The following is a 25,212-nucleotide window of genomic DNA, read 5'->3' on the forward strand; positions in this document are numbered from 1 at the left end:
ACATGCAGGAATGACGCAGGAGGCGCACGTGACGCAGGGACCGCTCACCACGGAGGCCGGGGCTCCGGTCGCCGACAACCAGAACAGCGAGACGGCTGGCGTCGGCGGACCCGTGCTCGTCCAGGACCAGCTGCTGCTGGAGAAGCTCGCGCACTTCAACCGCGAGCGCATCCCGGAGCGCGTGGTGCACGCCCGCGGCGCCGGTGCCTACGGCACCTTCACGCTGACCCGCGACGTCTCGCAGTGGACCCGGGCGAAGTTCCTGTCCGAGGTCGGCAAGCAGACCGAGACCTTCCTGCGCTTCTCCACCGTCGCCGGCAACCTCGGCTCGGCGGACGCGGTGCGCGACCCCCGCGGCTGGGCGCTGAAGTTCTACACCGAAGAGGGCAACTACGACCTCGTCGGCAACAACACCCCGGTGTTCTTCATCAAGGACGCCATCAAGTTCCCCGACTTCATCCACACCCAGAAGCGCGACCCGTACACCGGCTCGCAGGAGGCGGACAACGTCTGGGACTTCTGGGGTCTGTCGCCCGAGTCCACCCACCAGGTGACCTGGCTGTTCGGTGACCGCGGCATCCCGGCGTCCTACCGCCACATGAACGGCTACGGCTCGCACACGTTCCAGTGGAACAACGAGGCCGGCGAGGTCTTCTGGGTCAAGTACCACTTCAAGACCGACCAGGGCATCAAGAACCTCACCCAGGCCGAGGCCAACCAGCTCGCCGGCGAGGACCCCGACTCCCACCAGCGCGACCTGCGCGAGTCCATCGAGCGCGGCGACTTCCCGACCTGGACCGTGCAGGTCCAGATCATGCCGGCGGCCGATGCGGCCGAGTACCGCTTCAACCCGTTCGACCTCACCAAGGTGTGGCCGCACGAGGACTACCCGGCGATCGAGATCGGCAAGCTGGAGCTCAACCGCAACCCGGAGAACGTCTTCGCCGAGGTCGAGCAGTCGATCTTCTCCCCGGCGCACTTCGTCCCCGGCATCGGTCCGTCCCCGGACAAGATGCTCCAGGGCCGCCTCTTCGGCTACGGCGACGCCCACCGCTACCGCGTCGGCATCAACGCCGACCACCTGCCGGTGAACCGCCCGCACGCCACCGAGGCGCGCACCAACTCCCGTGACGGCTACCTGTACGACGGCCGCCACAAGGGCGCGAAGAACTACGAGCCGAACAGCTTCGGCGGCCCGCACCAGACGGACCGCCCGCTGTGGGTGTCCACCCCGGTGACCGGCGGTACGGGCAACCACCCCGCGGCCGTGCACAGCGAGGACAACGACTTCGTCCAGGCGGGCAACCTCTACCGCCTGTACTCCGAGGACGAGAAGTCCCGTCTGATCGAGAACCTGGCCGGCTTCATCGCCAAGGTCTCCCGTGACGACATCGCCGAGCGCGCGATCAACAACTTCCGCCAGGCGGACGGCGACTTCGGCAAGCGGCTCGAAGCCGCGGTCCAGGCCCTTCGCGGCTGATCGGATCGCTTGTCGTAGCGGGACGGGGGGGGGGGGAGCCCCCTGGGGAGGGAGGGGGGGGGGGGGGGGGGGGGGGGGAGGGAGGGGGGGGGGGGAGGGGGGGGGGGGGAGGGGGGGGGGGGGGGGGGGGGGGGGGGGGGGGGGGGGGGGGGGGGGGGGGGGGGGAGTACGTCNNNAGGGTGGTTTAGGAGAGAGTCGAAAACGAGGGTCCGGCGCCTTGGGGGGGGGGTGGGTTGGTGTGGGGGGGGGGAGAGGGGGCCCGCCCCCCTCGGGGGCCCCCCCCCCCGCCGTCGTCGGTCGGGCCGGCCGGTCCGCTGCGCGGCTACGCCGGTACGGCGCGGCGCCGCGCCGGCGCCCAGCAGCGGATGACGTCGCGTACGGACACGATGCCCACCGGGCCGCCGTCCTCCAGCACGATCAGATGGCGGAAGCCGCCGTGGGCCATGGCCTCGGCGGCTTCCTGCAAGGTGGCGTCAGGGGTGCAGAACACCACGTTGTTGGTGGTGTGCGCGCCCACGGACTCCCGGTCGGGGTCGTGGCCCGCGCCGATCGAGTTGAGGATGTCGCGCTCGGTCAGAATGCCGATGCCGCTGTTTTCGGGGTCGAGGACGACGGCCGCGCCGACGCGCCTGCCGGACATCAGGCTGGCCGCCTGACGCAAGGTGTGAGTGGGGCCGAGGGTGAGGATCACGGTGCTCATGGCGTCACGGACGAGCATGAAGAGAGCCACCTCCTGGTGAGACCCCCCGCCCGGGGGGTGCACTTGAGAAGACATTCACAAGCGCACAAGCGGGGGGATTCTCACGTTCCCACGGGTGCCGGAGGCCAACAAGGGGGCGCGCTCGGCGCATCCGGGCGTCAGTCGCGCGGCCGCAGGCGACCCAGCATCTCCTCGTGCAGCAGCCCGTTGGAGGCAGCGGCGTTCCCGCCGTGTACGCCGGCCACCCCGTCCAGGTCGGTGAAGCGGCCGCCCGCCTCCTCGACCACGACCGCGACGGCCGCCATGTCCCACAGGTTCAGCTCCGGCTCCGCGCACAGGTCGAGCGAGCCCTCGGCGACCATCATGTACGGCCAGAAGTCCCCGTATCCCCGGGTACGCCAGCACGCACGGGTCAGGTCCAGGAACCCCGGAAGCCGGCCCTGCTCCTCCCAGCCGCTCAGCGAGGAGTACGCGAACGAGGCGTCGCCCAGGGCGCCCACCTTCGACACGCCGATCGCCGTCGCCTCGCCCAGCGCACCGCCCGCGTACGCGCCCTGGCCGCGCGCCGCCCACCAGCGGCGGCCCAGCGCCGGCGCGGACACCACGCCGACCACGGGACGGAAGACCCCGTCGGGATCCTCGGCCATCAGCGAGATCAGCGTCGCCCACACCGGCACGCCGCGCACGTAGTTCTTGGTGCCGTCGATCGGGTCCACGACCCAGCGGCGCGGGCCGCTGCCCTGGAGGCCGTACTCCTCGCCGAGGATCGCGTCCTCGGGCCGGGCCGCGGCGATCCCGGCCCGGACGATCTCCTCGGTGGCCGTGTCCGCCTCGCTCACCGGCGTCATGTCCGGCTTCGTCTCGACCCTCAGGTCCAGGGCGCGGAACCGCTCCATCGTGGCGGCGTCCGCCGCGTCGGCGAGCTCAAGGGCAAGGCGCAGGTCATCGTCATACTCGGGCATGCCCGAACAGTATCGAGACCGCCGCGGAGCGGCGAACGAAGTCCACAGTGCGACCGGGATGCGCCCTTGACAGGATCTGGCGGTCCGTCAACTCTGGCCGTGACGTCAAGCGGGGAGGCAACGATGCCGACAGCCCGGGAATCCTTGCTCGAAGCGGCGGGAGCGGCGCTCTCGGCGCGCCCCTGGCCCGCCGTGCGGATGGTCGACGTGGCGGCAGCCGCGGGGGTTTCGCGGCAGACCCTCTACAACGAGTTCGCCGGCAAGGCGGGCCTCGGCCACGCCCTGGTCCGGCGCGAGGCCGCCTGGTACCTCGACGGGGTGGACCGGGCCCTCGTGGCGCCGGCCGCGACCGCCGAGCGGCTGGCCGCGGTCGCGGAGTGGACCGTACGGGCGGCCCGGGCGCGGCCCCTCGTACGGGCCCTGCTGACGGGCTGCTGGAACGGGAACTTACCGATCCCGGCCGGGCAGGGGGTCCGGCCGGGAGTGCCGGCGCTGGGGCCCGCGGAGCTGGTCCGGTCCGTGCGCGAGCGGGCGGACGGGGCCTTCGGCCCGGGGGAGGCGGCGCAGCGGTGCGAGCTCGCCGTACGCCTCGCCGTCTCCTACCTGATAGCCCCGGCCGTGCAGCCGGGCTCGGGGGAGCTGCTGCGACTGCTCAGTGGGCCGAACCGGACAGCTGGAGGCCGATGACCCCGAGGATGACCAGCGAGATCGAGACGAGTTTGAGGGTCGACACGAGGTCGCCGAGGAAGACCATGCCGTAGATCGCGGTCCCGGCCGCCCCGATGCCCGTCCACACCGCGTACGCCGGGCCGACGTCCAGTTTCTTCAGCGCCAGCGTCAGCAGGCCGAAGCTGCCGAGCGCGAAGCACGCGAAGGCGACGGTCGGCCACAGCCGGGTGAAACCGTGGGACAGCTTGAGGCAGACCGCGAAGCCGGTCTCCAGGATTCCCGCGACCACGACGAGCAGCCACGCCATGTCGAATGCCTCCCCGCGTCACGTGACCTCACGTCACTTGGTGCGATTGTGCGCTTATCCAGACATGACCTTCGGCAATCCCGGCCAAACCCCGCAGGGCGATCAACCGCCGATCAGTCGCCGGTCGCCCGCCCGTCAGTCGCCCGCTCGTCAGTCGCCTTCGCGGCGCTCCCGCGTCTCCAGCAGCCGGCGCAGCGAGTAGAGCCGCGCCGGGTCCGCGTGACCGTCCTCCACCCACTTGTCGAGCGCGCAGTCCTGCTCGTCGTGGCTGCACGCGCGCGGACAGTCCTCCGTACCCGGCACCAGGTCCGGGAAGGCCAGGATCACCCGGGACGGGTCCACGTGGTGCAGGCCGAAGGAGCGCACGCCCGGGGTGTCGATGACCCAGCCCTCCATCCCCGGCAGCGGCAGCGCCAGCGCCGAGGTGGTGGTGTGCCGGCCCCGCCCGGTGACCGCGTTGACCACACCGGTCGCGCGCTTGCGGTCCGGTGCCACCAGCGAGTTGACCAGGGTGGTCTTGCCGACGCCGGAGTGCCCCACGAACGCGGTGATCCGGCCCTCCAGGCGCTCGCGCACCCGGGCGGCCGCGTCGCCCGTCGCGAGCTCCTCGCGGTTGGTGACGACGTAGTTCACGCCGAGCGTCGAGTAGATCTCCAGGATCTTGTCCGCGGAGGTCAGGTCGGACTTGGTGAGCACCAGCAGCGGCTCCAGCCCGGCGTCGTACGCCGCCACCAGGCAGCGGTCGATCATCCGGGGCCGCGGCTCGGGGTCGGCCAGCGCCGTGACGATGGCCAGCTGGTCGGCGTTGGCGACCACGACGCGCTCGTACGGGTCGTCGTCGTCGGCGGTGCGCCGCAGCACCGACTTGCGCTCCTCGATCCGCACGATCCGGGCGAGGTTGTCCTTCTTGCCGGACAGGTCGCCGACGATCCAGACCCGGTCACCGACCACCGCGGCCTTGCGGCCCAGCTCCCTGGACTTCATCGCGTGGACCGTGCGGTCCTCGACCAGGCAGGTCAGCCGCCCCCGGTCCACGGTCAGGACGAAGCCCTCGGAGGCGTCCTCGTGCTTGGGGCGGATGCTCGTCCGCGGCCGGTTGCCCTTGGGGTTGGGGCGCTGGCGGATGTCGTCCTCGTCGGTGTGCTTCCCGTACCTGCGCATGACGTGCCCTACGCTCCCGCACCCGTCGGCGCCTGGCCGGCGAGCATGTCGGACCACATCCTCGGGAAGTCGGGCAGGGTCTTCGCGGTCGTCGCCACGTTCTCGATGCGCACGCCCTCCACGGCCAGGCCGATCACCGCGCCCGCGGTGGCCATCCGGTGGTCGTCGTACGTGTGGAACACGCCGCCGTGCAGCGGGCGCGGCCGGATGTGCAGACCGTCGGCCGTCTCGGTGACGTCGCCGCCGAGCTCGTTGATCTCCTTGGTGAGCGCCGCCAGCCGGTCCGTCTCGTGCAGCCGCAGGTGCTGCACCCCGCGCAGGGTGGAGGGGGAGTCGGCCAGGGCGGCGACCGCGGCGATGCCCGGGGTCAGCTCGCCGACCTCGCCGAGGTCCACGTCGATGCCGTGGATCTTGCCGGTGCCGGTGAAGACCAGGCCCGCGTCGGTCAGCTCGCAGGAGCCGCCCATCTCCGTGAAGATCCGGCGCAGCGCGTCACCGGGCTGCGTGGTGCGGCGCGGCCAGTCCGGGATGGTGACCGTGCCGCCGGTGATCAGGGCCGCCGCCATGAAGGGCTGCGCGTTGGAGAGGTCGGGCTCGACGACCATGTCGCGGCCGAGCAGGGCGCCGGGCGCGACCCGCCACACGTCCTTCTCGCCGCCGGCCTCGGGGGTGTCCACCTGGGCGCCCGCCGCGCGGAGCATCTCCACGGTCATCCGGATGTGCGGCATCGAGGGCAGGTTGGAGCCCACGTGCCGGACCTCGATGCCCTGGTTGAAGCGCGGGCCGGAGAGCAGCAGGGCGGAGACGAACTGCGAGGAGTTGCTGGCGTCGATCTCGACCGTGCCGCCCTCCAGGGCCCCGCCGCCCTGGACGGTCAGGGGCAGCGCGCCCCGGCCGTCGTCGTCGATCCGGGCGCCGAGGGCGCGCAGCGCGTTGATCACCTGGCCGAGCGGGCGTTCGTAGGACCGCGGGTCGCCGTCGAAGCGGATGTCGCCGGCGGCGAGGGTGGCGACCGGCGGCAGGAAGCGCATGACCGTGCCCGCGTTGCCGACGTCGACGGTGGCCGGTCCGCGCAGGGGGGCCGGGATGATCCGCCAGGCCTCGCCGCCCGCGCCGTCACCGGCGTAGGCGGAGGAGACGGTCTCCTCGATGCCGACGCCCATCGCGCGCAGGGCGTCCGACATCAGCTGGGAGTCGCGCGAGCGCAGCGGGCGGCGCACCCAGCCGGGCTCGGAGGCGAGCGCCGCGAGCACGAGGGCGCGGTTGGTGACCGACTTGGACCCGGGCACGGCGACGGTGGCGTGGACGGCGGCGTCGGCGAGCGGGGCGGGCCAGAGGGCGGGGAGCGCGGAGGTCTCGGTCATGGCCCCCACTTTAGTGGCTACCCACGATGGCAGATCTTGATCGCGGAGCCGTCTCAGGGGTCGGTCAGAGGTCGAGCAGCCAGCGTCCGCCGCCGACCAGCGAGCAGAGCGCGACGACGTGGAAGAGCAGGAGCCAGACCACCGGGTGCAGATGGGTGAGCCGCCCCAACTGGTCCGCGTCGGAATCCGGTGCGCCCCCGTGCCTGCGCTTAGCACCCAGTTCGAAGACCGGCCGGACGCCGCCCAGCAGCAGGAACCACACCACCGCGTACGCGAACACCGCCTGCACGTCGGCCGGAGCCAGCCAGGACACGAGCACGAACGCGGCGCCCGTCAGCACCACCGTCAGCGCCCCGTACGCGTTCCGGATCATCACCAGCATGGCCGCGAGCAGCGCCGTGGCCGCCCACAGCAGCAGCGTGATCCGGTGCGCCGACAGCAGCGCCGCCCCGCCGAGGCCGAGCAGCGAGGGCGCCGTGTACCCGGCCGCGGCGGTCAGGATCATCCCGAGCCCGTAGGGCTTGCCCCGGCTGACGGTGACCCCGCTGGTGTCCGAGTGCAGCCGGATCCCGTCGAGCTTGCGCCCGGTCAGCAGCGCCAGCAGCCCGTGTCCGCCCTCGTGGGCGATGGTCACGGCGTTGCGCGAGAGCCGCCACAGCGGGCGGGGACCCACGGCGGCCAGTGCGGCCAGCCCCGTCGCGATCACCAGCCACCGCTCGGGCGCTGCCTGTATGCCCGTGAGCCGGTCCCAGAGACCGGCGGTGCTGCTGACGTACATGATCTGGCGGACTCCTTGCGGTGGTGGCCGGGTGCCATGGCAGTGTGGCAGCCATGTGCGGAAGGTATGCGGCGAGCCGAGGGCCCGAGGACCTGGTGCGGCTCTTCGGGGTCGAGAAGTGGGAGCCGACGGAGACGCTGGCACCCGACTGGAACGTGGCCCCGACGAAGCAGGTCCACGTCGTCCTGGACCGTCCACTGAAAGACGCACCGAGCCCGCGTCCGGTTCGGCAGTTGCGCGTCCTGAAGTGGGGGCTCGTCCCGTCCTGGGCCAAGAACCCCGACGGCGCCGCCCGGATGATCAACGCCCGGTCCGAGACGCTGCACGAGAAACCGTCCTTCCGCCGCCCCTTCGCCCAGCGCCGCTGCATCATCCCCGCCGACGGGTACTACGAGTGGGTCACCGCCCACGACGAGCGGCAGCTGGAGGTCGAAGGCAAGAAGAAGAGGGCCCGCAAGCAGCCGTACTTCGTCCTGCCCTCCGACGGCTCCGTCTTCGCGATGGCCGGCATATACGAGTTCTGGCGCGACCGGACCCTGCCCGACGCGCACCCGCTCGCCTGGTGGGCGACCTGCTCGGTGATCACCACGGAGGCCGAGACGGGTCCGCTGGCCGCGGCCCCGGCGGAGGGGCCGCGCTCGCTGTCCGAGATCCACCCCCGGATGCCGCTGATGCTGCCCCCGGACCGCTGGGACGCCTGGCTGGACCCGGCGAACACCGACACCGAGGGGGAGCTGCGGGGGCTGCTCGCGCCGCCGCCCGGCGGGCTGATGCGGGCCTACCCGGTGTCCACCGCCGTCAGCAACGTGCGCAACGGCGGGCCGGAGCTGCTGGAGGAGCTGGCCGCGCCGGAAGAGGGCACGCTGTTCTGACCCGGCATGATCGGCCCATGACCACCGAGAGCGTCGACACCCCGGCGGGCGAGGCCCGCGTCACCTGGTACCCCGCCCACGAGCCGCGGCTCGTGCTCGCCCTCGGCCACGGCGCGGGCGGCGGCATCGAGGCCCGCGACCTGAAGGCCCTGGCCGGGGCCCTGCCCCCGCGCGGGGTCAGCGTGGCCCTGGTGGAACAGCCCTGGCGGGTCGCCGGGAAGAAGGTCGCCGCCGCGCCCAAGGTGCTCGACGAGGGCTGGCGGGGCCTGTGGCCGGTGCTGGCGGGGTCCGGCCTGCCGGTGGTCGCGGGCGGGCGCAGCGCCGGGGCCCGGGTGGCCTGCCGGACCGCGGTCGAACTGGGCGCGGCCGCCGTGCTGGCCCTGGCCTTCCCGCTGCACCCGCCGGGCCGGCCCGAGAAGTCCCGCGCCGAGGAACTGCTCGGCGCCGGGCGCCCGACCCTGGTGGTGCAGGGCGGGCGCGACCCCTTCGGGCGCCCGGAGGAGTTCCCCGAGGGCGGCCACGAGCTCGTGGAGATCCCGTACGGGGACCACGGGTTCGCGGTGCCGAAGAAGGCCGGGCCGACCCAGGAGGAGGCCCTCGACCTGATCACGGCGGCGGTCGGGGACTGGCTGGCGCGGCTGCCCGTATGACGTGGGCGTACGACGTGCGCGTATGACGTGCGCGTACGGGCGGTGCCCGGATGGAGGACGGCTTGGGAGTGGATGGAGAGCGGCCGCGGATCCGGCCGGCTCCCGGGTGATCCCCCTCACCCCCGCGCGCACCGGCCGGGAAAGGGCCGGGAAAGGGCCGAAACCCGTCTCCCGGCGGGGAATGCGCGGCAGGGCCCTTCTGTTGTCCCGGATGTCGGTACGTACGGGAAATCGTCGGAGGAGTGGGAGCGCATGACCCAGGTCATCAGCCAGAACCGTCCGCAGGCCGCTGACCTGGACTGGACGGTGCTGCCCGGGCCCAAGCGCGGCTCGCTCCGGGCGGCGGCGGACCGGGATGGTCGACTATTCTCCGATTCGAGCGGGTCCGCTTTCGGAGTCGCCACGCAGTCGGAGGAGGTGGGTCCTGTCGCTGGGACCGACGAAGGCCACGCGGAGGAAACCACACCGGAGCGCAATGCGCGCTTCGAGAGGGATGCCCTCGGCTACCTCGACCAGATGTACTCGGCCGCGCTGCGCATGACGCGCAATCCGGCCGACGCCGAGGACCTGGTCCAGGAGACGTACGCGAAGGCATACGCGTCCTTCCACCAGTTCCGCGAGGGCACCAACCTGAAGGCGTGGCTGTACCGCATTCTGACCAATACCTTCATCAACTCCTACCGCAAGAAGCAGCGCGAACCCCAGCGCAGTGCCGCGGAGGAGATCGAGGACTGGCAGCTGGCGCGCGCCGAGTCGCACATGTCGACCGGGCTCCGCTCCGCCGAGTCGCAGGCGCTCGACCACCTGCCCGATTCGGATGTGAAGGAAGCCCTGCAGGCCATTCCGGAGGAGTTCCGCATCGCGGTCTATCTTGCCGACGTAGAGGGCTTTGCGTACAAGGAGATCGCGGACATCATGGGTACACCCATCGGTACGGTCATGTCGCGACTGCACCGTGGCCGCCGTCAACTCCGCGGAATGCTGGAGGACTACGCCCGTGAGCGAGGGCTGGTCCCCGCGGGCGCGGGAGAGTCGAACGACCTGAAAGGCTCGGGCTCATGAGCTGCGGAGAGCCGCACGAGACGGAGTGCGCTGAGGTCCTGGATCACCTTTACGAGTTCCTGGACCACGAGATGCCCGACACGGACTGCACGAAGTTCGAGACGCACTTCGGCGAGTGCAATCCCTGTCTGGAGAAATACGGCCTGGAGCAGGCCGTCAAGAAGCTGGTCAAGCGCTGCTGCGGGTCGGACGACGTGCCGAGCGACCTGCGGTCGAAGGTGATGGGGCGGATCGAACTGATCCGTTCGGGGCAGGCGGTGCCGGATCATGACATCACCGCCGGTCCGGCTGCCGCGGGGCCCGCGACCGGATAGTCCGGACCCTTAATGGTTTCTTATTGAACAACGCGAACGACCGCCCCCGGAACGTCACTTCCTTCACCCGAAGGTGGTAATCCGGGGGCCTCCGCATGGCGCAACGCGAAAATGTGGCCCACCTCGCTCGTGGCCCCACTTATTCTCCCCAATCGGTACTGGTTTGATTCGGTACCTGGCATGCACCGCACAGGGGGAGGAGAGCGCCATGCGGGTACTTCCGCCGATGGCGCGCGCCTACATCCTGTGCGCCGTCCTCGCCGCGGTCCTCTGCGTCGCACCGGCCCTCGCCGATCCCGCCACCCCGTGGCCGGCCGTGGGCCTGCTGACCGTGCTCTACCTCGGCTGCGAACTCGTCAAGACCTGCCCGCTGCTGGGCCGCCGGGTGCCCGAGGGGCTCGGCTCCTTCTTCCCCGTGGTGCTCGCCGCCGTCTTCCTGCTGCCGCCCGCCGCCGCCGCGCTCGTCGCGCTGCCGGGCGGGCTGGCCGGGACGGTGGTCCAGCGGCCCGCCTGGGTGCGCCGCGTGTGGCACGCCGGGCAGCAGTCCATAGCCGCCTGGGCCGCCGGGCAGGCCTACGGGCTGCTGCGCGGCCCGGCCGCGCTCGGCGGGGACTCCCCCGGGGGGTCCGGGCCGCAGGGCCCGCCCGATCCGGCCGCCTGGGTCGCCGACTTCCCGTACGTGATGCTCCCCGCGGCGGCCGCGGCCGCCGCCTTCTGCCTGGTGCTCACCGCCCTCGACGGGGGCATCCTGGCCACCGCCGAACGCCGGCCCGCCGCCACCGCCTGGCGCGGACTGCTCACCCGGTCCCTCGCCCCGCACTGCGTGCACGGCCTCGCCGGGCTGATGATGGCCGTCATGTGGCGCAGCCCGTACGGACTCCCGGCAGCGCTGCTCGTCCTGCTGCCGATGTACATCTCCTGCTGGGTCTTCGCCCAGTACCACCGCGAGCGCGCCGCCCACCGGGCCACGATCCGGGCGCTGGTGCAGGCCGTGGACATCAAGGACCGCTACACGCGCGGGCACAGCGAGCGGGTCGGCCAGGCCTCCGCGATGATCGCCCGCGAGCTGGGCATGGCCGAGGACCGGCTCGAAGTCGTCCGCATCGCCGGGATCCTGCACGACGTCGGCAAACTCGGCGTCCCCACCAGGCTGCTGCGCAAGGACGGCCCGCTCACCCCGGAGGAGCGCCGGATCATCGAGCTGCACCCCGAGTACGGGCACGAGATGGTGCGCGGCATCGGCTTCCTGGGGGAGGCCAGGGCGGCGATCCTGCACCACCACGAGCGGGTCGACGGCTCCGGCTATCCGTACGGGCTGACCGGCGAGCAGATCCCGGTACTGGCCCGGGTGGTGGCGGTGGCCGACGCCTTCGACGCGATGACCTCCACCCGCTCCTACAGCCGGGCCCGCCCCGTGCCGACCGCGCTGGCGGAGCTGGAGCGGTGCGCCGGGGCGCAGTTCGACCCGGCGATGGTCCGGGCCCTGGTCAGCGCCATCGGGCGGCAGGGCTGGCACCCGGTGGTGACCTCGGACGACGACCTCCAGGTCATCGCGGCCGGCGCCGCCGCCGCGGGGCCGACGGCCCCGCCGGACGGGCTGTCCGCGACGGCGCCGCCGGCCGGCCTGCTGGGCCGCCAGCGCGAGGATCGGCGGGCCTCCCCGCCAGCGCCGGCCGCCGCCGAGGCGCGCTCCGGCACCGGCGCGGCCGCCCCGCCCGGGGACGGCGGCCGCGGAACCGAGGGGAACGCATGAGGGCCTGGGCCGTGTGGACGGTGCGCGGCGCCGCCGGGCTGCTGATCGCGGTGGCCCTCGCGCACACCCTGTGGAACGGCCTCGTCGAGCCCGGGAACGCCCTCGCCTTCGGCGCGCTGATCGTCGTGGGCGAGCTGGCCCGCCGGGACCCGGACGCCGACAGCGACCACACCGCCCTGCACCGGACCGCCCCGCTCGCCTCCGCCGGGGCCCTCGCGTACGCGCTGCTCGGCGAGACCGCCGGGCGGCCCACGCACCACGGCGTCCTGCAGATCGTCGCGGTCGTCGTCGCAGCGGCCCTCGTGGGGATCGTCCCGCACATCGCCCGCGGCCGCGGGCCCGCCCTCGACCACCTGGCCCGCCGGGTCCTCACCGTCACCTTCGCCGCCGTCTGCTTCCAGCCGCTGTACAACTCGGGCCGGCTGGAGGACCTGGTGGGGCAGGGCCCGTACCTCGTCCTCTTCCTGCTCTGCCTGCTCGGCCTCACCGCCCTGTGCGACGCCGTGCTCGCCGCCGCCCTCGCCGGGGCCCGCACCGGCTGGCCGTACGGTCCGCTCCTGCGCGACGAGCTGCGCGCCCAGCTCGGCATCGGCTCCGCGATCTGCGCCACCGGGGTCGTGATGGCCCTCGGTGTGGCCGGTGCGGGCCTGTGGGCGGTTCCCGTCTTCAGCGTGCCGCTGCTGCTGACCCAGCTGTCCTTCCACCGGATCACCGCGATCCGCACCACCTACCGCCAGACCATCACCTCCCTGGCCCGCGCCACCGAGATCGCCGGCTACACCCGGCCCGGCCACTCCCGCAGGGTCGCCGCGCTGAGCTGCGCCGTGGGCCGGGAGCTGGGCCTGTCGGAGCGGGAGCTCGGGGTGCTGGAGTACGCCGCCCTGATGCACGACATCGGCCAGCTCGCCCTCGTCGACCCGGTCCCGGCCGGGGCGACCGCGGAGCTGCCGGCCGCCGAGGCCCGGCGGATCGCCGAGCTGGGCGGGGAGGTGGCCCGCCAGACGGGGGTGCCGACCGAGGTCGCGGTGGTGGTGGAGCGGCAGGCGGACCCGTACCGGGAGCAGCCCGTCGCCGCCCGGATCGTGCGCACCGTGAACGCGTACGAGGACCTGGTGGGCGGGACCCGTCACCCGAGCGGCTCACTGGCGGCCCTGGAGCGGCTGCGCCTGGGCACCGGGCACGACTATCAGCCAGAGGTCGTGGAGTGTCTGGCCAGGGTTCTGGCCCGGGGTGGACGGGGCAGCGTCGGTCCTGTCCAGGCTGGGTAACCCATGGGTAATGAGCGGCCGTCCGAGTGGGCATGGTTGGATGCCAGTGAGAGTGTCCGCAAGGCTGCACCGTTGGCACCCGGCTAGCGCCGGGTGGTGCCCCCAGGCAGGCGGGAATCGTGAGGATCTTCGGGAAGGTACGGCATCGGCCCTCCGCTTCGTGGCGGCAGGCCACCGACCGCGCGTTCACGCTGATCGGCGACGGGCGGTACGAGGACGCGGGCGCGCTCCTGACCAGAGCCGCGGACCTGGAACCCTGGCTGTCCGAGTCCTGGTTCAACCTGGCCCTGCTGCACAAGTTCCGGCACGACTGGGAGCAGGCGCGGGCCGCCGGACTGCGCGCCGTGGCCCTGCTGGACCGTGAGACCGGCGCCCCGGACTGGTGGAACGTCGGGATCGCCGCGACCGCGCTCCAGGACTGGCCGCTGGCCCGGCGCGCCTGGCAGGCGTACGGGCTGAAGGTGCCCGGGGACCCCCACGGCGCCGGCGCCCACAACGGGCGGCACAGCGGCGAACCGGTCGGCATGGAGCTCGGCAGCGCCGCCGTGCGGCTGTCGCCCGAGGGCGAGGCCGAGGTGGTCTGGGGCCGCCGGCTGGACCCGGCCCGCATGGAGGTCCTGTCGATCCCGCTGCCCTCCTCGGGGCGGCGCTGGGGCGAGGTCGTCCTGCACGACGGGGTCCCGCACGGCGAGCGGGTCACCGCGGCCGGTCCCTCGTACCCCGTCTTCGACGAGATCGAGCTGTGGGCGCCCTCCCCGGTGCCGACCTGGGTGGTGTTGCTGGAGGCGGCCACCGAGGCGGACCGCAACGCGCTGGAGCAGCTGGCCTCCGACGCCGGCTTCGCCGCCGAGGACTGGTCGTCCTCCGTGCGGCTGCTGTGCCGGACCTGCTCGGAGAGCGCGATGCCGAGCGGCGAGGGCGACGGGGAGCACCTGGACCCGCACGACCACAGCGAACCGGGGCACCCCGGCCCGCTGGGGCACCGTACGGCCGGGTCCGGGTCCCTGTGGGTGCCCGAGCGCGAGTGCGGGATCGCCGCTCCGGCCGGTCTGGTGCGCGGGCTGCTCGACGGCTGGGTCTCGGACAGTCCGGACACCCGTGAATGGCGGGATCTCGAAGAGGTCTGCTGACCCGGCACCGTAGGCTGTACCGGCACATTGTGAACGGGTGGACTTACGGAAGGCGTACGGCGGACATGGCGCAGCAGGAGAACGAGGTCGTCGAGACCGTCAACGACGGTTACGTCGTGGACACCGAGGACTGTGAGGCGCGCGAGCTCGCCCACCGCGAGCGCGGCACGGCCCGCCCGATCACGGTCGTCGGCAATCCGGTGCTGCACCGGGAGTGCAAGGACGTCACCGAGTTCGGCGACGAGCTGGCGCAGCTGATCGACGACATGTTCGCCAGCCAGAAGGCCGCCGAGGGCGTCGGCCTGGCCGCGAACCAGATCGGCGTGGACGCCAAGGTCTTCGTCTACGACTGCCCGGACGACGACGGCAACCGCCACACCGGTGTCGTGGTCAACCCCAGGCTCGTCGAGCTCCCGGCCACCGCGCGCGTGCTGGACGACTCCAACGAGGGCTGCCTGTCGGTGCCCACCGCGTACGCCTCCCTGGCCCGCCCGGACTACGCCGAGGTCACCGGCCAGGACGCGCAGGGCAACCCCATCAAGGTGCGCGGCACCGGCTACTTCGCGCGCTGCCTGCAGCACGAGACCGACCACCTCTACGGGTACCTGTACATCGACCGGCTCTCCAAGCGCGACCGCAAGGACGCGCTGCGGCAGATGGACGAGGGCACCCCGCGCTACGAGACCGTCCCCAACGCCTAGGCGACGGCCTGCGGGCCCCGGAAGGCACGCCTGAAGGAATTCGGCGTGGTGCCCAGGGTCCGCAGGAAGTGGTGGCGCAGGGCGGCCGCGTTGCCGAAGCCGCAGCGGCCCGCGATGGCGTCGACGGTCTGGTCCGTGGACTCCAGCAGCTCCTGCGCCAGCAGCACCCGTTGGCGCAGCACCCACTGGTACGGGGTGGTGCCGGTCTCCTGGAGGAAGCGCCGGGCGAAGGTGCGCGCGGACATGTGCGCGCGCTCCGCGAGCTGCTCGACGGTGATCTCGTCCTCCAGGTGGCGGGCCATCCAGGCGATGACCTCCCCGACCGTGTCGCAGGCGGTCCGCGGGAGCGGGCGCTGGATGTACTGGGCCTGCCCGCCGTCCCGGTGGGGCGGTACGACCATCCGCCGGGCGATGGTGTTGGCCACCTCGGCCCCGTGCTCCTGGCGGACCACGTGCAGGCAGGCGTCGATGCCCGAGGCGGTGCCGGCGGAGGTGATGACCTGGCCCTCGTCCACGTAGAGCACGTCCGGGTCGACCTCGGCCCGCGGGAAGCGGCGCGCCAGGGCCGGGGCGTGCATCCAGTGGGTGGTGCACCGGCGCCCGTCCAGTAGCCCGGCCGCGCCGAGCACGAAGGCCCCGCTGCACACGCTGAGCACCCGCGCCCCGCGGTCCACGGCCCGGCGCAGGGCTTCGAGGAAGGGCTCGGGGTAGTCCCGTACGGGCGCCTGCCGGTCGGCGGGCAGACAGATCAGGTCAGCCTCTTCGAGCCGGTCCAGGCCGTACGAGGGCGCGATGGCGAAGCCGACGTCGGCCATGGTCAAGGTGCCCTCCTCGGCCGCGCACACGGCGAAGTCGTACACCGGCAGGCCCTGCGAGCTGCGGTCGATCCCGAAGACCTCGCAGAAGATCCCGAACTCGAAGGGGGCCACTCCGTCGACGAGGGCCACCGCCACGTTTGTCAGCATGCCTACAGTGTGGCAGTAATTCGATGATCCATGACAGTCCTGCCACTGTCCGGTTTTCGCCGCTCTCGCGAGAGTGGACCCATGACCACCTTCCTGAACTACCTCGTCGTCCTCGCCGTCGCCGCCCTGCTCCTCGCGCCGCCCCTGTACGGAATGGCCCGGGAACGCAGAATCGACCGGCAGCTGCGCAAGGCGGCTGCCGGCCGATCAACGGTTCACGCGACCCCGGTGACCCGGTCGACTCAGAAGTCCTCGTCCAGGTCGACCGTGCCCTCGACCGCGACCTGATAGGCCGACGGGCGGCGCTCGAAGAAGTTCGTCAGCTCCTGGACGCCCTGGAGCTCCATGAACGAGAACGGGTTCTGCGAGCCGTACACCGGCGGGAAGCCGAGGCGCACCAGGCGCTGGTCCGCGACGCACTCCAGGTACTCGCGCATCGACTCGGTGTTCATACCCGGCAGGCCGTCACCGCACAGGTCGCGGCCGAACTGCAGCTCCGCCTCCACGGCCTCCTTCAGCATGTCGGTGACCTGCTGCTGGAGGGCGTCGTCGAAGAGCTCCGGCTCCTCCTTGCGGACCGTGTCCACGACCTCGAAGGCGAAGTTCATGTGCATGGTCTCGTCGCGGAACACCCAGTTGGTGCCCGTCGCCAGGCCGTGCAGCAGACCCCGCGAGCGGAACCAGTAGACGTACGCGAAGGCGCCGTAGAAGAACAGGCCCTCGATGCACGCGGCGAAGCAGATCAGGTTCAGCAGGAAGCGGCGCCGGTCAGCGGCCGTCTCCAGCTGATCGATCTTCTCGACCGAGTCCATCCACTTGAAGCAGAACTGCGCCTTCTCGCGGATGGAGGGGATCTCCTCGACCGCGTCGAAGGCGGCCGACCGGTCGTCCGGGTCGGGCAGGTAGGTGTCCAGCAGCGTCAGGTAGAACTGGACGTGCACGGCCTCCTCGAACAGCTGGCGCGACAGGTACAGGCGCGCCTCCGGGGAGTTGATGTGCTTGTACAGGGTCAGCACGAGGTTGTTGGAGACGATCGAGTCGCCCGTCGCGAAGAACGCGACCAGCCGGCCGATCATGTGCTGCTCAGCGGGCGTCAGCTTCGCGAGGTCGGCCACGTCCGAGTGGAGGTCGACCTCCTCGACCGTCCACGTGTTCTTGATCGCGTCCCGGTAGCGCTCGTAGAAGTCCGGGTAGCGCATCGGGCGGAGCGTGAGCTCGAAGCCCGGGTCCAGGAGGTTCTTCTTGTCGGTGGAGCTCATTACTGGCAGGCCTCGCAGGACTCGGGGTTCTCAAGGGAGCAGGCGAGCGCTTCCGCGGCCGCGGCCTCGGCGGCGGCGTCGGCCAGCGGGAGCGCCGCGGGGGTGGCGGCCTGCGCGGCGCGGGCGATCTTCGTCGCCGGGCGCGAGCGCAGGTAGTACGTGGTCTTCAGGCCCTGCTTCCAGGCGTACGCGTACATCGAGGACAGCTTCCCGATGGTCGGCGTCTCCAGGAACAGGTTCAGCGACTGCGACTGGTCGAGGAACGGCGTACGGGCCGCCGCCATGTCGATCAGGCCGCGCTGCGGGATCTCCCACGCCGTGCGGTACAGCTCGCGCACCTCGGCCGGGATCCAGCCGAAGCCCTGGACGGAGCCGCTGGACTCGCGCAGCGCCTCGCGGGTCTGCGCGTCCCAGACGCCGAGCTCCTTCAGCTCCTCCACCAGGTAGCCGTTGACCTGGAGGAACTCACCGCTGAGCGTCTCGCGCTTGAAGAGGTTGGAGACCTGCGGCTCGATGCACTCATACACGCCGGCGATCGAGGCGATCGTCGCCGTCGGGGCGATGGCGAGGAGCAGCGAGTTGCGCATCCCGGTCTTCGCGACGCGGGCGCGCAGCGCGTCCCAGCGCTCGGGCCAGTTCAGCTCGATGCCCGCGTAGTGGTCCGGGTGCAGGACACCGCGGGCGGTACGGGTCTGCTCCCAGGCCGGCAGCGGGCCGCTGCGCTCGGCGAGGTCGCAGGAGGCCTCGTACGCGGCGAGCATGATGCGCTCGGAGAGCTTCGTGGACAGCGCCTTCGCCTCGGGGGAGTCGAAGGGCAGCTTCAGCTTGAAGAAGACGTCCTGGAGGCCCATCGCGCCCAGGCCCACCGGGCGCCAGCGGGAGTTGGAGCGGCCGGCCTGCTCGGTCGGGTAGAAGTTGATGTCCACCACGCGGTCGAGGAAGGTCACCGCGGTGCGGACGGTCTCGTCCAGGCGCTCCCAGTCGATCCCGCCGTCCACCACGAAGGCACCCATGTTGACCGAGCCGAGGTTGCAGACGGCCGTCTCGCCGTCGTTGGTGACCTCGATGATCTCGGTGCACAGGTTGGAGGAGTGGACGACCGAGCCCGGCTCGGCGGTCTGGTTCGCCGTGCGGTTGGAGGCGTCCTTGAAGGTCATCCAGCCCTGGCCGGTCTGCGCGAGGGTGCGCATCATCCGGCCGTACAGGTCGCGGGCGGGCATGGTCTTGCGGGCCAGGCCGTCCGCCTCGGCCTTGCGGTAGGCGGCGTCGAACTCGTCGCCCCACAGGTCCACCAGCTCCGGGACGTCGGCCGGGGAGAACAGCGACCAGTCGGCGTCGGCGTTCACGCGGCGCATGAACTCGTCCGGCACCCAGTGGGCGAGGTTCAGGTTGTGGGTGCGGCGCTGGTCCTCACCGGTGTTGTCGCGGAGCTCCAGGAACTCCTCGATGTCCGCGTGCCAGGTCTCCAGGTACACGGCGGCGGCGCCCTTGCGGCGGCCGCCCTGGTTCACGGCGGCGACGGAGGCGTCGAGGGTCTTCAGGAACGGCACGATGCCGTTGGAGTGGCCGTTCGTCCCGCGGATCAGCGAACCGCGGGCGCGGATGCGGGAGTACGAGAGGCCGATGCCGCCGGCGTGCTTGGAGAGGCGCGCGACCTGGTGGTAGCGGTCGTAGATCGAGTCGAGCTCGTCCAGCGGGGAGTCCAGCAGGTAGCAGGAGGACATCTGCGGGTGCCGGGTGCCGGAGTTGAAGAGCGTGGGGGAGGACGGCAGGTAGTCGAGGCGGCTCATCAGCCGGTACAGCGAGGCCACTTCCTCGACGGCGCGCAGGCTCTCGTCCTCGGCCAGGCCGCAGGCCACGCGCAGCATGAAGTACTGCGGGGTCTCGATGACCTGGCGGGTGATCGGGTGGCGCAGCAGGTAGCGGCTGTGCAGGGTGCGCAGGCCGAAGAAGCCGAAGCGGTCGTCCGCGCCCTCGGCGAGCGCGTGCTCGACCAGCGCGTCGAGGCGCTTCGCGTGGGTGCGTACGAACTCGGCCGTGCGGTCGGCGATCAGGCCCTCGCGGTGGCCGACCTCGACGGAGGCGGAGAAGGAGGTGGCCCCCTGGCCCGCGGCCTCGTCGGCGACGGCGAACGTCAGCAGGCGCGCGGCCAGTCGGGAGTACGCGGGGTCCTCGGAGATCAGACCGGCGGCGGCCTCGGTGGCGAGCCCCCGCAGCTCGGCCTCGTCCGCGGTGGAGCTGCGCCCGCGCAGCGCGGCGGCGGCGACCCGGCCGGGGTCGGTGTCGGGGAGGTCGGCCGTCAGCTCGGTGAGGGTCCGCAGCAACGCGGTCCCGGGACCCTCGGCTGCGGGCTGGTCGGACTCGGCGCGCGGCGCGGCAGGCGCGATGGTCACGGGGGGAGCTCTCCCTCGCTCGGCCCGGTCATCGGCGGGGCGGGGCGCGAGCGGGCGCATGCGGGCGTGGCAGGATCGCGTCCCCCGCATGGCGTCCACCGGCCCAACCGCGAGGCCCGGACGTATCGGCACCCGGTTCGGTCGAGCCGGGCGCGCTGTCGGCAGGTCCTCGGACTTGGCGTCCGGTAGACGGACACTTCATACCGTTGCGGGACAGTTCCGGATTCGCACCGGATTCCCCTGCGGCGACAGCAGCCTTGAGCATACATGTGGGGGCACCGCGTTGCGTGACCCACCACATGTTGTGTCGTCCACGACGCGCCGTCCCCGAGTCGTACCTCTCCGCTACCGCCGAAAGGCCCCGCCGGAGCGTCCGGCGGGGCCTTCGTGGGTACGGCAGGGCTCAGCAGCAGCGGAACCCCTCGCGCGGGTCGGCCTCGCGGGCGTCCGTACGGGCGCGTTCGAAGGCCCGCCGGGTCATCAGCGGGGCCTGCGGGTCGTGCGAGCGGGCGTGGGCCGCGTAGCGGTCGTACGCCGCCTCGCCCGAGAACTCCCGTACGTAGTACCGGACCCTCGCGAGCACGCTGCGCAGGCTCATGACGCCGCCGGCTCCTTGACCCGGCCGCCGCCCGAGTCGAGCCCGGCCGCGGCGAGCTCCGCCCGCTCCTCGGCGGTGGGGATCAGCCCGGCCGGGGCGACGATCTTCGACTCGGTCCACGGGACCTCGGAGAGCTCGACCGCCGCGGGGTTGCGGACGGCGGCCAGGCAGGTGCGCGCGGCGTCCAGCAGCACGATGACGATCAGCACCGCGAAGAGCACCGACAGGACCCCGTCCACGGTGGCGTTGGTGACCACGGTGTGCATCTCGTCCATGTTCTTGGCGGGCTTGAGGACCTTCCCGGCGTCGATGGCGTCCTGGTACTGGTCGCGCCGGGCGAAGAAGCCGACGGCCACGTCCGAGGAGAAGATCTTCTGCCAGCTCGCGGTGAGCGTCACGGCCACGTCCCAGGCCAGCGGCACGCCCGTCACCCAGGCCCACTTGAGCCGGCCGGACTTGACCAGCAGCGTGGTGCAGACGGCCAGCGCGACCGCCGCGAGGAGCTGGTTCGCGATGCCGAACAGCGGGAAGAGCTGGTTGATGCCGCCCAGCGGGTCCTTGACGCCGACCCACAGGAAGTAGCCCCAGCCGCCGACGACGATCGCGCTCGCGAACCAGACGCCGGGCTTCCAGCTGACGTCCTTGAAGGACTTGTGCACGTTGCCGAGGGTGTCCTGGAGCATGAACCGGCCGACGCGGGTGCCGGCGTCCACGGTGGTCAGGATGAAGAGGGCCTCGAACATGATGGCGAAGTGGTACCAGAACGCCTTCAGCGAGGCGCCGCCGATCACGGACGAGAAGATCTCCGACATCCCGAGCGCGAAGGTCGGCGCACCGCCCGTACGGGAGAGCAGGCTCGTCTCCTCCACGTCCTTCGCGGCCTGGGCGAGGGCCTCGGGGGAGATGGCGAAGCCGAAGTTGCCCACCGCCTGCGATGCCGCCTCGACGGTGGTGCCGACGACGCCGCCGGGGGAGTTGACCGCGAAGAACAGGCCCGGCTCGATGATGCAGGCCGCGATGACCGCCATGACGGCGACGAAGGACTCGGTCAGCATGGCGCCGTAGCCGATGACCCGGACCTGGGTCTCCTTCTGGATCATCTTCGGGGTGGTGCCCGAGGAGACCAGCGAGTGGAAGCCGGACAGCGCGCCGCAGGCGATGGTGATGAAGACGAACGGGAACATCGAGCCGGCGAAGACCGGGCCGTTGCCGCCGGAGGCGAAGTCGGTGACCGCGGGCATCTTCAGCGTCGGCATGGCGATGACCACGCCGAGCGCGAGCAGGGCGATGGTGCCGATCTTCATGAAGGTGGAGAGGTAGTCGCGCGGCGCCAGCAGCATCCACACCGGCAGCACCGAGGCCAGGAAGCCGTACCCGATCATCCAGAGGACCAGGGTCTCCTTCTCCAGCGTGAAGACGTCGGCGAAGGAGGACTCCGCGACCCAGCCGCCCGAGACGATGGCGAGCAGCAGCAGCGCGACGCCGATCGCCGAAACCTCGGTGATCCGGCCCGGCCGCAGGACGCGCAGGTAGAAGCCCATGAAGAGGGCGATCGGGATGGTCATGCCGATGGAGAAGACGCCCCAGGGCGAGTCGGCCAGTGCGTTGACGATGACGAGCGCCAGCACCGCCAGCAGGATGATCATGATGGCGAACACGGCGACCAGCGCGGCGGCGCCGCCGACCGGGCCGATCTCGTCACGGGCCATCTGCCCGAGCGAGCGGCCGTTGCGCCGGGTCGAGAAGAACAGCGTGACCATGTCCTGGACCGCGCCCGCGAAGATCACGCCCGCGACGATCCAGATGGTGCCCGGCAGGTAGCCCATCTGGGAGGCCAGCACCGGGCCGACCAGGGGGCCCGCGCCCGCGACGGCGGCGAAGTGGTGGCCGAAGAGCACCCGCCGGTCGGTCGGGTGGAAGTCGACACCGTTGTCAAGGCGTTCGGCGGGGGTGGCCCTGGTCTTGTCCACCTTCAGGACGCGGTTCGCGATGAAGCGCGCGTAGAACCGGTAGCCGATGGCGTACGAGCCCAGCGCGGCGGCGAGCAGCCAGGCGGCCGAGATCTCCTCGCCGCGCGAGAGCGCCAGTACGCCCCACCCGATGGCTCCGATGAGTGCGACCAGCACCCACGCGGCCACCGACTTCGGCGACGGGCTCCCCGACGCAGAAGGCGAGTCCGGAGTGGTACCCGGACTCGCCGTGTTCCGCTCTGTACCTGTTGATCCCGGTTCCGCCATGTCCTCGTCCCCTCGTCGATCACCTGCGTGAGCACAGGGAATCTAGGGGGAGGCATGTGCTGAACGTAAGACCCCGTCCGTATATCGGTACGAGATTCCGGTACGGGGACTTCCGCCGCGGCGGGGCGGGTGGGTCAGACGGCGGGGCGCTGGAGCCGCGCGACGAACTTGTAGCGGTCGCCGCGGTAGACCGAGCGGACCCACTCCACGGGCTCCCCGTCGGCGTCCAGCGAGTGGCGGGAGAGCATCAGCATCGGCAGGCCGACGTCGGTGCCGAGCAGTCCGGCCTCGCGGGGGGTCGCCAGGGAGGTCTCGATGGTCTCCTCCGCCTCGGCGAGGCGGACGTCGTACACCTCGGCGAGTGCGGTGTAGAGGGAGGTGTACTTCGCCAGCGAGCGGCGCAGCGCGGGGAAGCGCTTGGCCGAAAGGTGGGTGGTCTCGATGGCCATGGGCTCGCCGCTGGCCAGCCGCAGCCGCTCGATGCGCAGGACCCGTCCGCCGGTGGCGATCTTGAGCAGTCCGGCGAGGGTGTCGTCGGCCGTCACGTAGCCGATGTCCAGGAGCTGGGACGTGGGTTCCAGTCCTTGGGCCCTCATGTCCTCGGTGTACGAGGAGAGTTGGAGCGGCTGGGAGACCTTGGGCTTGGCCACGAAGGTGCCCTTGCCCTGGATGCGCTCCAGCCGGCCCTCGACGACGAGCTCCTGCAGGGCCTGCCGGACGGTGGTCCGGGATGTGTCGAATTCGGCCGCGAGCGTGCGCTCCGGCGGGACCGGGGTGCCGGGGGGCAGGGTTTCGGTCATGTCGAGCAAGTGCCGCTTGAGTCGGTAGTACTTGGGCACACGCGCCGTGCGAGTGGCTGCCCCGCCTTCCGGCTCCGTGGTCGCCCCTTCGGTGGCCATCGCCGCCCGCCTTCCCGACTCCAGTTTCGCTGCCGTCACCGGCTCCTCCGATATGTGCGGTCACATCGTGACACGGGTGGGAGGACAGGCCTCCTCCCTCCCCCAGGTGTCGGTCCGGTAACGGACCGATCACCCGCTCATTAGACCCTTGACACCCCCAAAGGTCTAGGCCAAGCTCCGGTTACTGGTCTAAACCAATATGGATCAGATCCCGGCCCCACGGGCAGTACTTGAGTACTTATGTCACCGCGGCGGGCGAGGGAAGTTGCAGGCAGCATCCCTGAGGAGGGTGGCGTGAAGCGCAAGCTCATTGCGGCGGTCGGTGTCGTGGGAATGATGGTCGGAGTCGCGGCGTGCGGCAACGGCGACGACAAGCCGAAGGCCGACGCGTCGGGTGGCGCGGCCAAGGAGATCACCGTCTGGGTGATGGACGGCTCCGCACCGAAGGCGTGGATCGAAGAGGTCAACAAGGAGTTCTCGGCCAAGCACCCCGGTGTCACGGTCAAGGTCGAGGAGCAGAAGTGGACCGGCATCCAGGAGAAGGTCACCACGGCCCTCTCCGAGAACACCCCGCCGGACGTCCTTGAGCTCGGCAACACCCAGACCGCCGGCTACGCGGTCACCGGCGGCCTCGCCGACCTGACCAAGGACAAGGCCAAGCTCGGCGCCGACGCCTGGCAGAAGAGCATGCTCGCCTCGGCCGAGATCGACGGCAAGCTCTACTCCGCCCCGTGGTACGCCGCCAACCGCGTCGTCATCTACGACAAGAAGGCCTACGAGAAGGCCGGCGTCACCCCGCCGAAGACCCGCGACGAGTGGGTCGCCGGCCTGGAGAAGCTGAAGGCGTCCGACCCGGCCTCGCAGCCGATCTACCTCCCCGGCCAGAGCTGGTACGTCCTCGCCGGCTTCGTGTGGGACGAGGGCGGCGACCTCGCCGTCAAGGACGGCGCCAAGTGGAAGGGCCAGCTCGGCACCCCGCAGGCCGCCTCCGCCATGGAGTTCTACAAGAAGCTCCAGTCCTTCTCCAGCGCCCCCAAGGACAAGGACGAGGCCACCCCGCAGCAGTCCACCGACATCGTTCCCAAGGGTGGCGTCTCCTCCTGGATCGGTCTCGGCTGGGAGGCCGGCGGCGCCGCGAAGGCCCTGAAGGACGCGGGCAAGGAGGCCGACTTCGGCTTCTTCCCGATCCCGGGCAAGACGGCCGACAAGCCGGGCACCGTGTTCCTCGGCGGCTCGAACCTCGCCGTGGCCGAGCGCTCCAAGAACAAGGAGCTCGCCAAGGAGTGGCTGGCCCTCGCCGCAGGCAAGGACCAGATGACCAAGTACGCCGCCGCCACCGAGGGCGCGCTGCTCCCGAACCAGGCCGCTGCGAACTTCGCGGCCCCTGCGGGCTCCTTCGCCGAGGCGATGGGCAAGGCCGGCCTCAACGGCAAGATCACCCCGGTCACCCCGGGCTGGGCGAACGTCGAGACCGAGCCCAACCCGATCAAGGAGTTCATGACCAAGGTCCTGAAGGGTGAGGACGCCGCCAAGGCGGGCGCGGACGCGGACAAGGAAATCGCGAACCGCATCAACAAGTAGTCCCACCCGGCAGTACCCGCTCCACCCGCAGTACCCGCAGGACCCAGCAGTGTGAACGCACCGGGGGGTGCGGCGGGCGCCACGCGCCCGTCGTGCCCCCGGTCGCGCA

Annotated in this window: 24 protein-coding genes and 1 riboswitch; of the genes, 12 read left to right on the forward strand and 12 right to left on the reverse strand. The window is 71.6% G+C overall.

The features are described from left to right. Positions 1–10 precede the first annotated feature (10 nt). Positions 11–1,480: a catalase gene (locus ACZ7GJ_RS04190; RefSeq protein WP_470749214.1), complete on the forward strand. Its 1,470-nt coding sequence runs from the start codon at positions 11–13 to the stop codon at positions 1,478–1,480. A 322-nt stretch (positions 1,481–1,802) separates the two neighbouring features. Here the strand turns inward: ACZ7GJ_RS04190 and ACZ7GJ_RS04195 are convergent, their stop codons facing one another. Together ACZ7GJ_RS04195 and hisN are read right to left on the reverse strand one after the other, a co-directional pair. Then, positions 1,803–2,198: a CBS domain-containing protein gene (locus ACZ7GJ_RS04195; RefSeq protein WP_470749216.1), complete on the reverse strand. Its 396-nt coding sequence runs from the start codon at positions 2,196–2,198 to the stop codon at positions 1,803–1,805. A gap of 140 nt (positions 2,199–2,338) precedes the next feature. After that, positions 2,339–3,142 (reverse strand): histidinol-phosphatase, encoded by an 804-nt coding sequence (gene hisN / locus ACZ7GJ_RS04200; protein ID WP_470749218.1) that lies wholly within the window; start codon positions 3,140–3,142, stop codon positions 2,339–2,341. A 123-nt stretch (positions 3,143–3,265) separates the two neighbouring features. Here hisN and ACZ7GJ_RS04205 point away from each other — a divergent pair, with 123 nt between their 5' ends. Continuing rightward, complete coding sequence (locus ACZ7GJ_RS04205; protein ID WP_470749220.1) at positions 3,266–3,829, forward strand: TetR/AcrR family transcriptional regulator; 564 nt, start codon at positions 3,266–3,268, stop codon at positions 3,827–3,829. Here ACZ7GJ_RS04205 and ACZ7GJ_RS04210 read toward each other — a convergent pair. The 4 genes from ACZ7GJ_RS04210 to ACZ7GJ_RS04225 form a co-directional block, all read right to left on the reverse strand. Continuing rightward, a complete protein-coding gene (locus ACZ7GJ_RS04210) occupies positions 3,795–4,118 on the reverse strand; it encodes a DMT family transporter (RefSeq protein WP_069921864.1) in 324 nt (107 codons plus the stop codon). The genes ACZ7GJ_RS04205 and ACZ7GJ_RS04210 overlap by 35 nt on opposite strands. 150 nt (positions 4,119–4,268) lie before the next feature. After that, on the reverse strand, positions 4,269–5,279 hold the full coding sequence (gene rsgA / locus ACZ7GJ_RS04215; protein ID WP_470749223.1) for a ribosome small subunit-dependent GTPase A: 1,011 nt from the start codon (positions 5,277–5,279) through the stop codon (positions 4,269–4,271). An 8-nt stretch (positions 5,280–5,287) separates the two neighbouring features. Beyond that, on the reverse strand, positions 5,288–6,643 hold the full coding sequence (aroA, locus tag ACZ7GJ_RS04220) for a 3-phosphoshikimate 1-carboxyvinyltransferase (RefSeq protein WP_470749225.1): 1,356 nt from the start codon (positions 6,641–6,643) through the stop codon (positions 5,288–5,290). Positions 6,644–6,707: 64 nt separating this feature from the next. Further along, positions 6,708–7,421 (reverse strand): M50 family metallopeptidase, encoded by a 714-nt coding sequence (locus tag ACZ7GJ_RS04225; RefSeq protein ID WP_470749227.1) that lies wholly within the window; start codon positions 7,419–7,421, stop codon positions 6,708–6,710. Between the two features lie 53 nt (positions 7,422–7,474). Between ACZ7GJ_RS04225 and ACZ7GJ_RS04230 the strand changes: the two genes are divergently transcribed. The 8 genes from ACZ7GJ_RS04230 to def all read left to right on the forward strand — a co-directional run bounded on the left by ACZ7GJ_RS04230 (position 7,475) and on the right by def (position 15,171). Beyond that, a complete protein-coding gene (locus ACZ7GJ_RS04230; RefSeq protein ID WP_470749229.1) occupies positions 7,475–8,293 on the forward strand; it encodes an SOS response-associated peptidase in 819 nt (272 codons plus the stop codon). Between the two features lie 17 nt (positions 8,294–8,310). Further along, a complete protein-coding gene (locus tag ACZ7GJ_RS04235; protein ID WP_470749231.1) occupies positions 8,311–8,943 on the forward strand; it encodes an alpha/beta hydrolase family protein in 633 nt (210 codons plus the stop codon). Between the two features lie 417 nt (positions 8,944–9,360). After that, positions 9,361–10,005 carry a sigma-70 family RNA polymerase sigma factor gene (locus ACZ7GJ_RS04240; RefSeq protein WP_008741505.1) on the forward strand — a complete coding sequence of 215 codons (645 nt, stop codon included), beginning with the start codon at positions 9,361–9,363 and terminating at the stop codon, positions 10,003–10,005. Beyond that, on the forward strand, positions 10,002–10,319 hold the full coding sequence (gene rsrA / locus ACZ7GJ_RS04245; protein WP_365918590.1) for a mycothiol system anti-sigma-R factor: 318 nt from the start codon (positions 10,002–10,004) through the stop codon (positions 10,317–10,319). Before ACZ7GJ_RS04240 ends, rsrA begins: the two co-directional genes overlap by 4 nt. A 208-nt stretch (positions 10,320–10,527) precedes the next feature. Continuing rightward, complete coding sequence (locus ACZ7GJ_RS04250; RefSeq protein ID WP_470749233.1) at positions 10,528–12,072, forward strand: HD-GYP domain-containing protein; 1,545 nt, start codon at positions 10,528–10,530, stop codon at positions 12,070–12,072. Next, positions 12,069–13,340 (forward strand): HD-GYP domain-containing protein, encoded by a 1,272-nt coding sequence (locus ACZ7GJ_RS04255; RefSeq protein ID WP_470749235.1) that lies wholly within the window; start codon positions 12,069–12,071, stop codon positions 13,338–13,340. The genes ACZ7GJ_RS04250 and ACZ7GJ_RS04255 overlap by 4 nt, the downstream gene beginning before the upstream one ends. A 119-nt stretch (positions 13,341–13,459) precedes the next feature. Further along, on the forward strand, positions 13,460–14,470 hold the full coding sequence (locus tag ACZ7GJ_RS04260) for a tetratricopeptide repeat protein (RefSeq protein ID WP_470749237.1): 1,011 nt from the start codon (positions 13,460–13,462) through the stop codon (positions 14,468–14,470). 65 nt (positions 14,471–14,535) lie between these two features. Beyond that, positions 14,536–15,171, forward strand: a complete 636-nt coding sequence (def, locus tag ACZ7GJ_RS04265) for a peptide deformylase (RefSeq protein WP_470749239.1) — start codon at positions 14,536–14,538, stop codon at positions 15,169–15,171. Here the strand turns inward: def and ACZ7GJ_RS04270 are convergent. Then, entirely contained in the window at positions 15,168–16,136 is a 969-nt protein-coding gene (locus ACZ7GJ_RS04270) for a helix-turn-helix domain-containing protein (protein WP_470749241.1), read from the reverse strand. The two genes, def and ACZ7GJ_RS04270, sit on opposite strands and share 4 nt — an antisense overlap. A gap of 81 nt (positions 16,137–16,217) precedes the next feature. On the opposite strand from ACZ7GJ_RS04270, the gene ACZ7GJ_RS04275 reads away from it, so the two are divergent. Beyond that, the gene (locus ACZ7GJ_RS04275; protein ID WP_470749243.1) at positions 16,218–16,424 is read left to right on the forward strand and encodes a hypothetical protein; all 207 of its coding nucleotides are present in this window, start codon (positions 16,218–16,220) and stop codon (positions 16,422–16,424) included. On the opposite strand, the gene ACZ7GJ_RS04280 is transcribed toward ACZ7GJ_RS04275, so the two are convergent. From ACZ7GJ_RS04280 to ACZ7GJ_RS04300, 5 genes are all read right to left on the reverse strand, one after another. Continuing rightward, positions 16,379–17,395, reverse strand: coding sequence for a ribonucleotide-diphosphate reductase subunit beta (locus tag ACZ7GJ_RS04280; RefSeq protein WP_470749245.1), 1,017 nt, complete (start codon positions 17,393–17,395; stop codon positions 16,379–16,381). The genes ACZ7GJ_RS04275 and ACZ7GJ_RS04280 overlap by 46 nt on opposite strands. Next, positions 17,395–19,788 (reverse strand): ribonucleoside-diphosphate reductase subunit alpha, encoded by a 2,394-nt coding sequence (locus tag ACZ7GJ_RS04285; protein WP_470749247.1) that lies wholly within the window; start codon positions 19,786–19,788, stop codon positions 17,395–17,397. The genes ACZ7GJ_RS04280 and ACZ7GJ_RS04285 overlap by 1 nt, the downstream gene beginning before the upstream one ends. Before the next feature lie 143 nt (positions 19,789–19,931). Beyond that, a riboswitch (cobalamin riboswitch) is annotated at positions 19,932–20,063 on the reverse strand. Positions 20,064–20,191: 128 nt separating this feature from the next. After that, positions 20,192–20,386: a CstA-like transporter-associated (seleno)protein gene (locus tag ACZ7GJ_RS04290; protein ID WP_470749249.1), complete on the reverse strand. Its 195-nt coding sequence runs from the start codon at positions 20,384–20,386 to the stop codon at positions 20,192–20,194. Continuing rightward, the gene (locus ACZ7GJ_RS04295; RefSeq protein WP_470749251.1) at positions 20,383–22,623 is read right to left on the reverse strand and encodes a carbon starvation CstA family protein; all 2,241 of its coding nucleotides are present in this window, start codon (positions 22,621–22,623) and stop codon (positions 20,383–20,385) included. The genes ACZ7GJ_RS04290 and ACZ7GJ_RS04295 overlap by 4 nt, the downstream gene beginning before the upstream one ends. A gap of 134 nt (positions 22,624–22,757) precedes the next feature. After that, positions 22,758–23,522 carry a GntR family transcriptional regulator gene (locus tag ACZ7GJ_RS04300; protein WP_123080305.1) on the reverse strand — a complete coding sequence of 255 codons (765 nt, stop codon included), beginning with the start codon at positions 23,520–23,522 and terminating at the stop codon, positions 22,758–22,760. Between the two features lie 294 nt (positions 23,523–23,816). On the opposite strand from ACZ7GJ_RS04300, the gene ACZ7GJ_RS04305 reads away from it, so the two are divergent. After that, complete coding sequence (locus ACZ7GJ_RS04305) at positions 23,817–25,103, forward strand: extracellular solute-binding protein (protein ID WP_470749253.1); 1,287 nt, start codon at positions 23,817–23,819, stop codon at positions 25,101–25,103. Positions 25,104–25,212: the final 109 nt, after the last annotated feature.

It is taken from the genome of Streptomyces sp. NPDC037242, assembly GCF_055604165.1.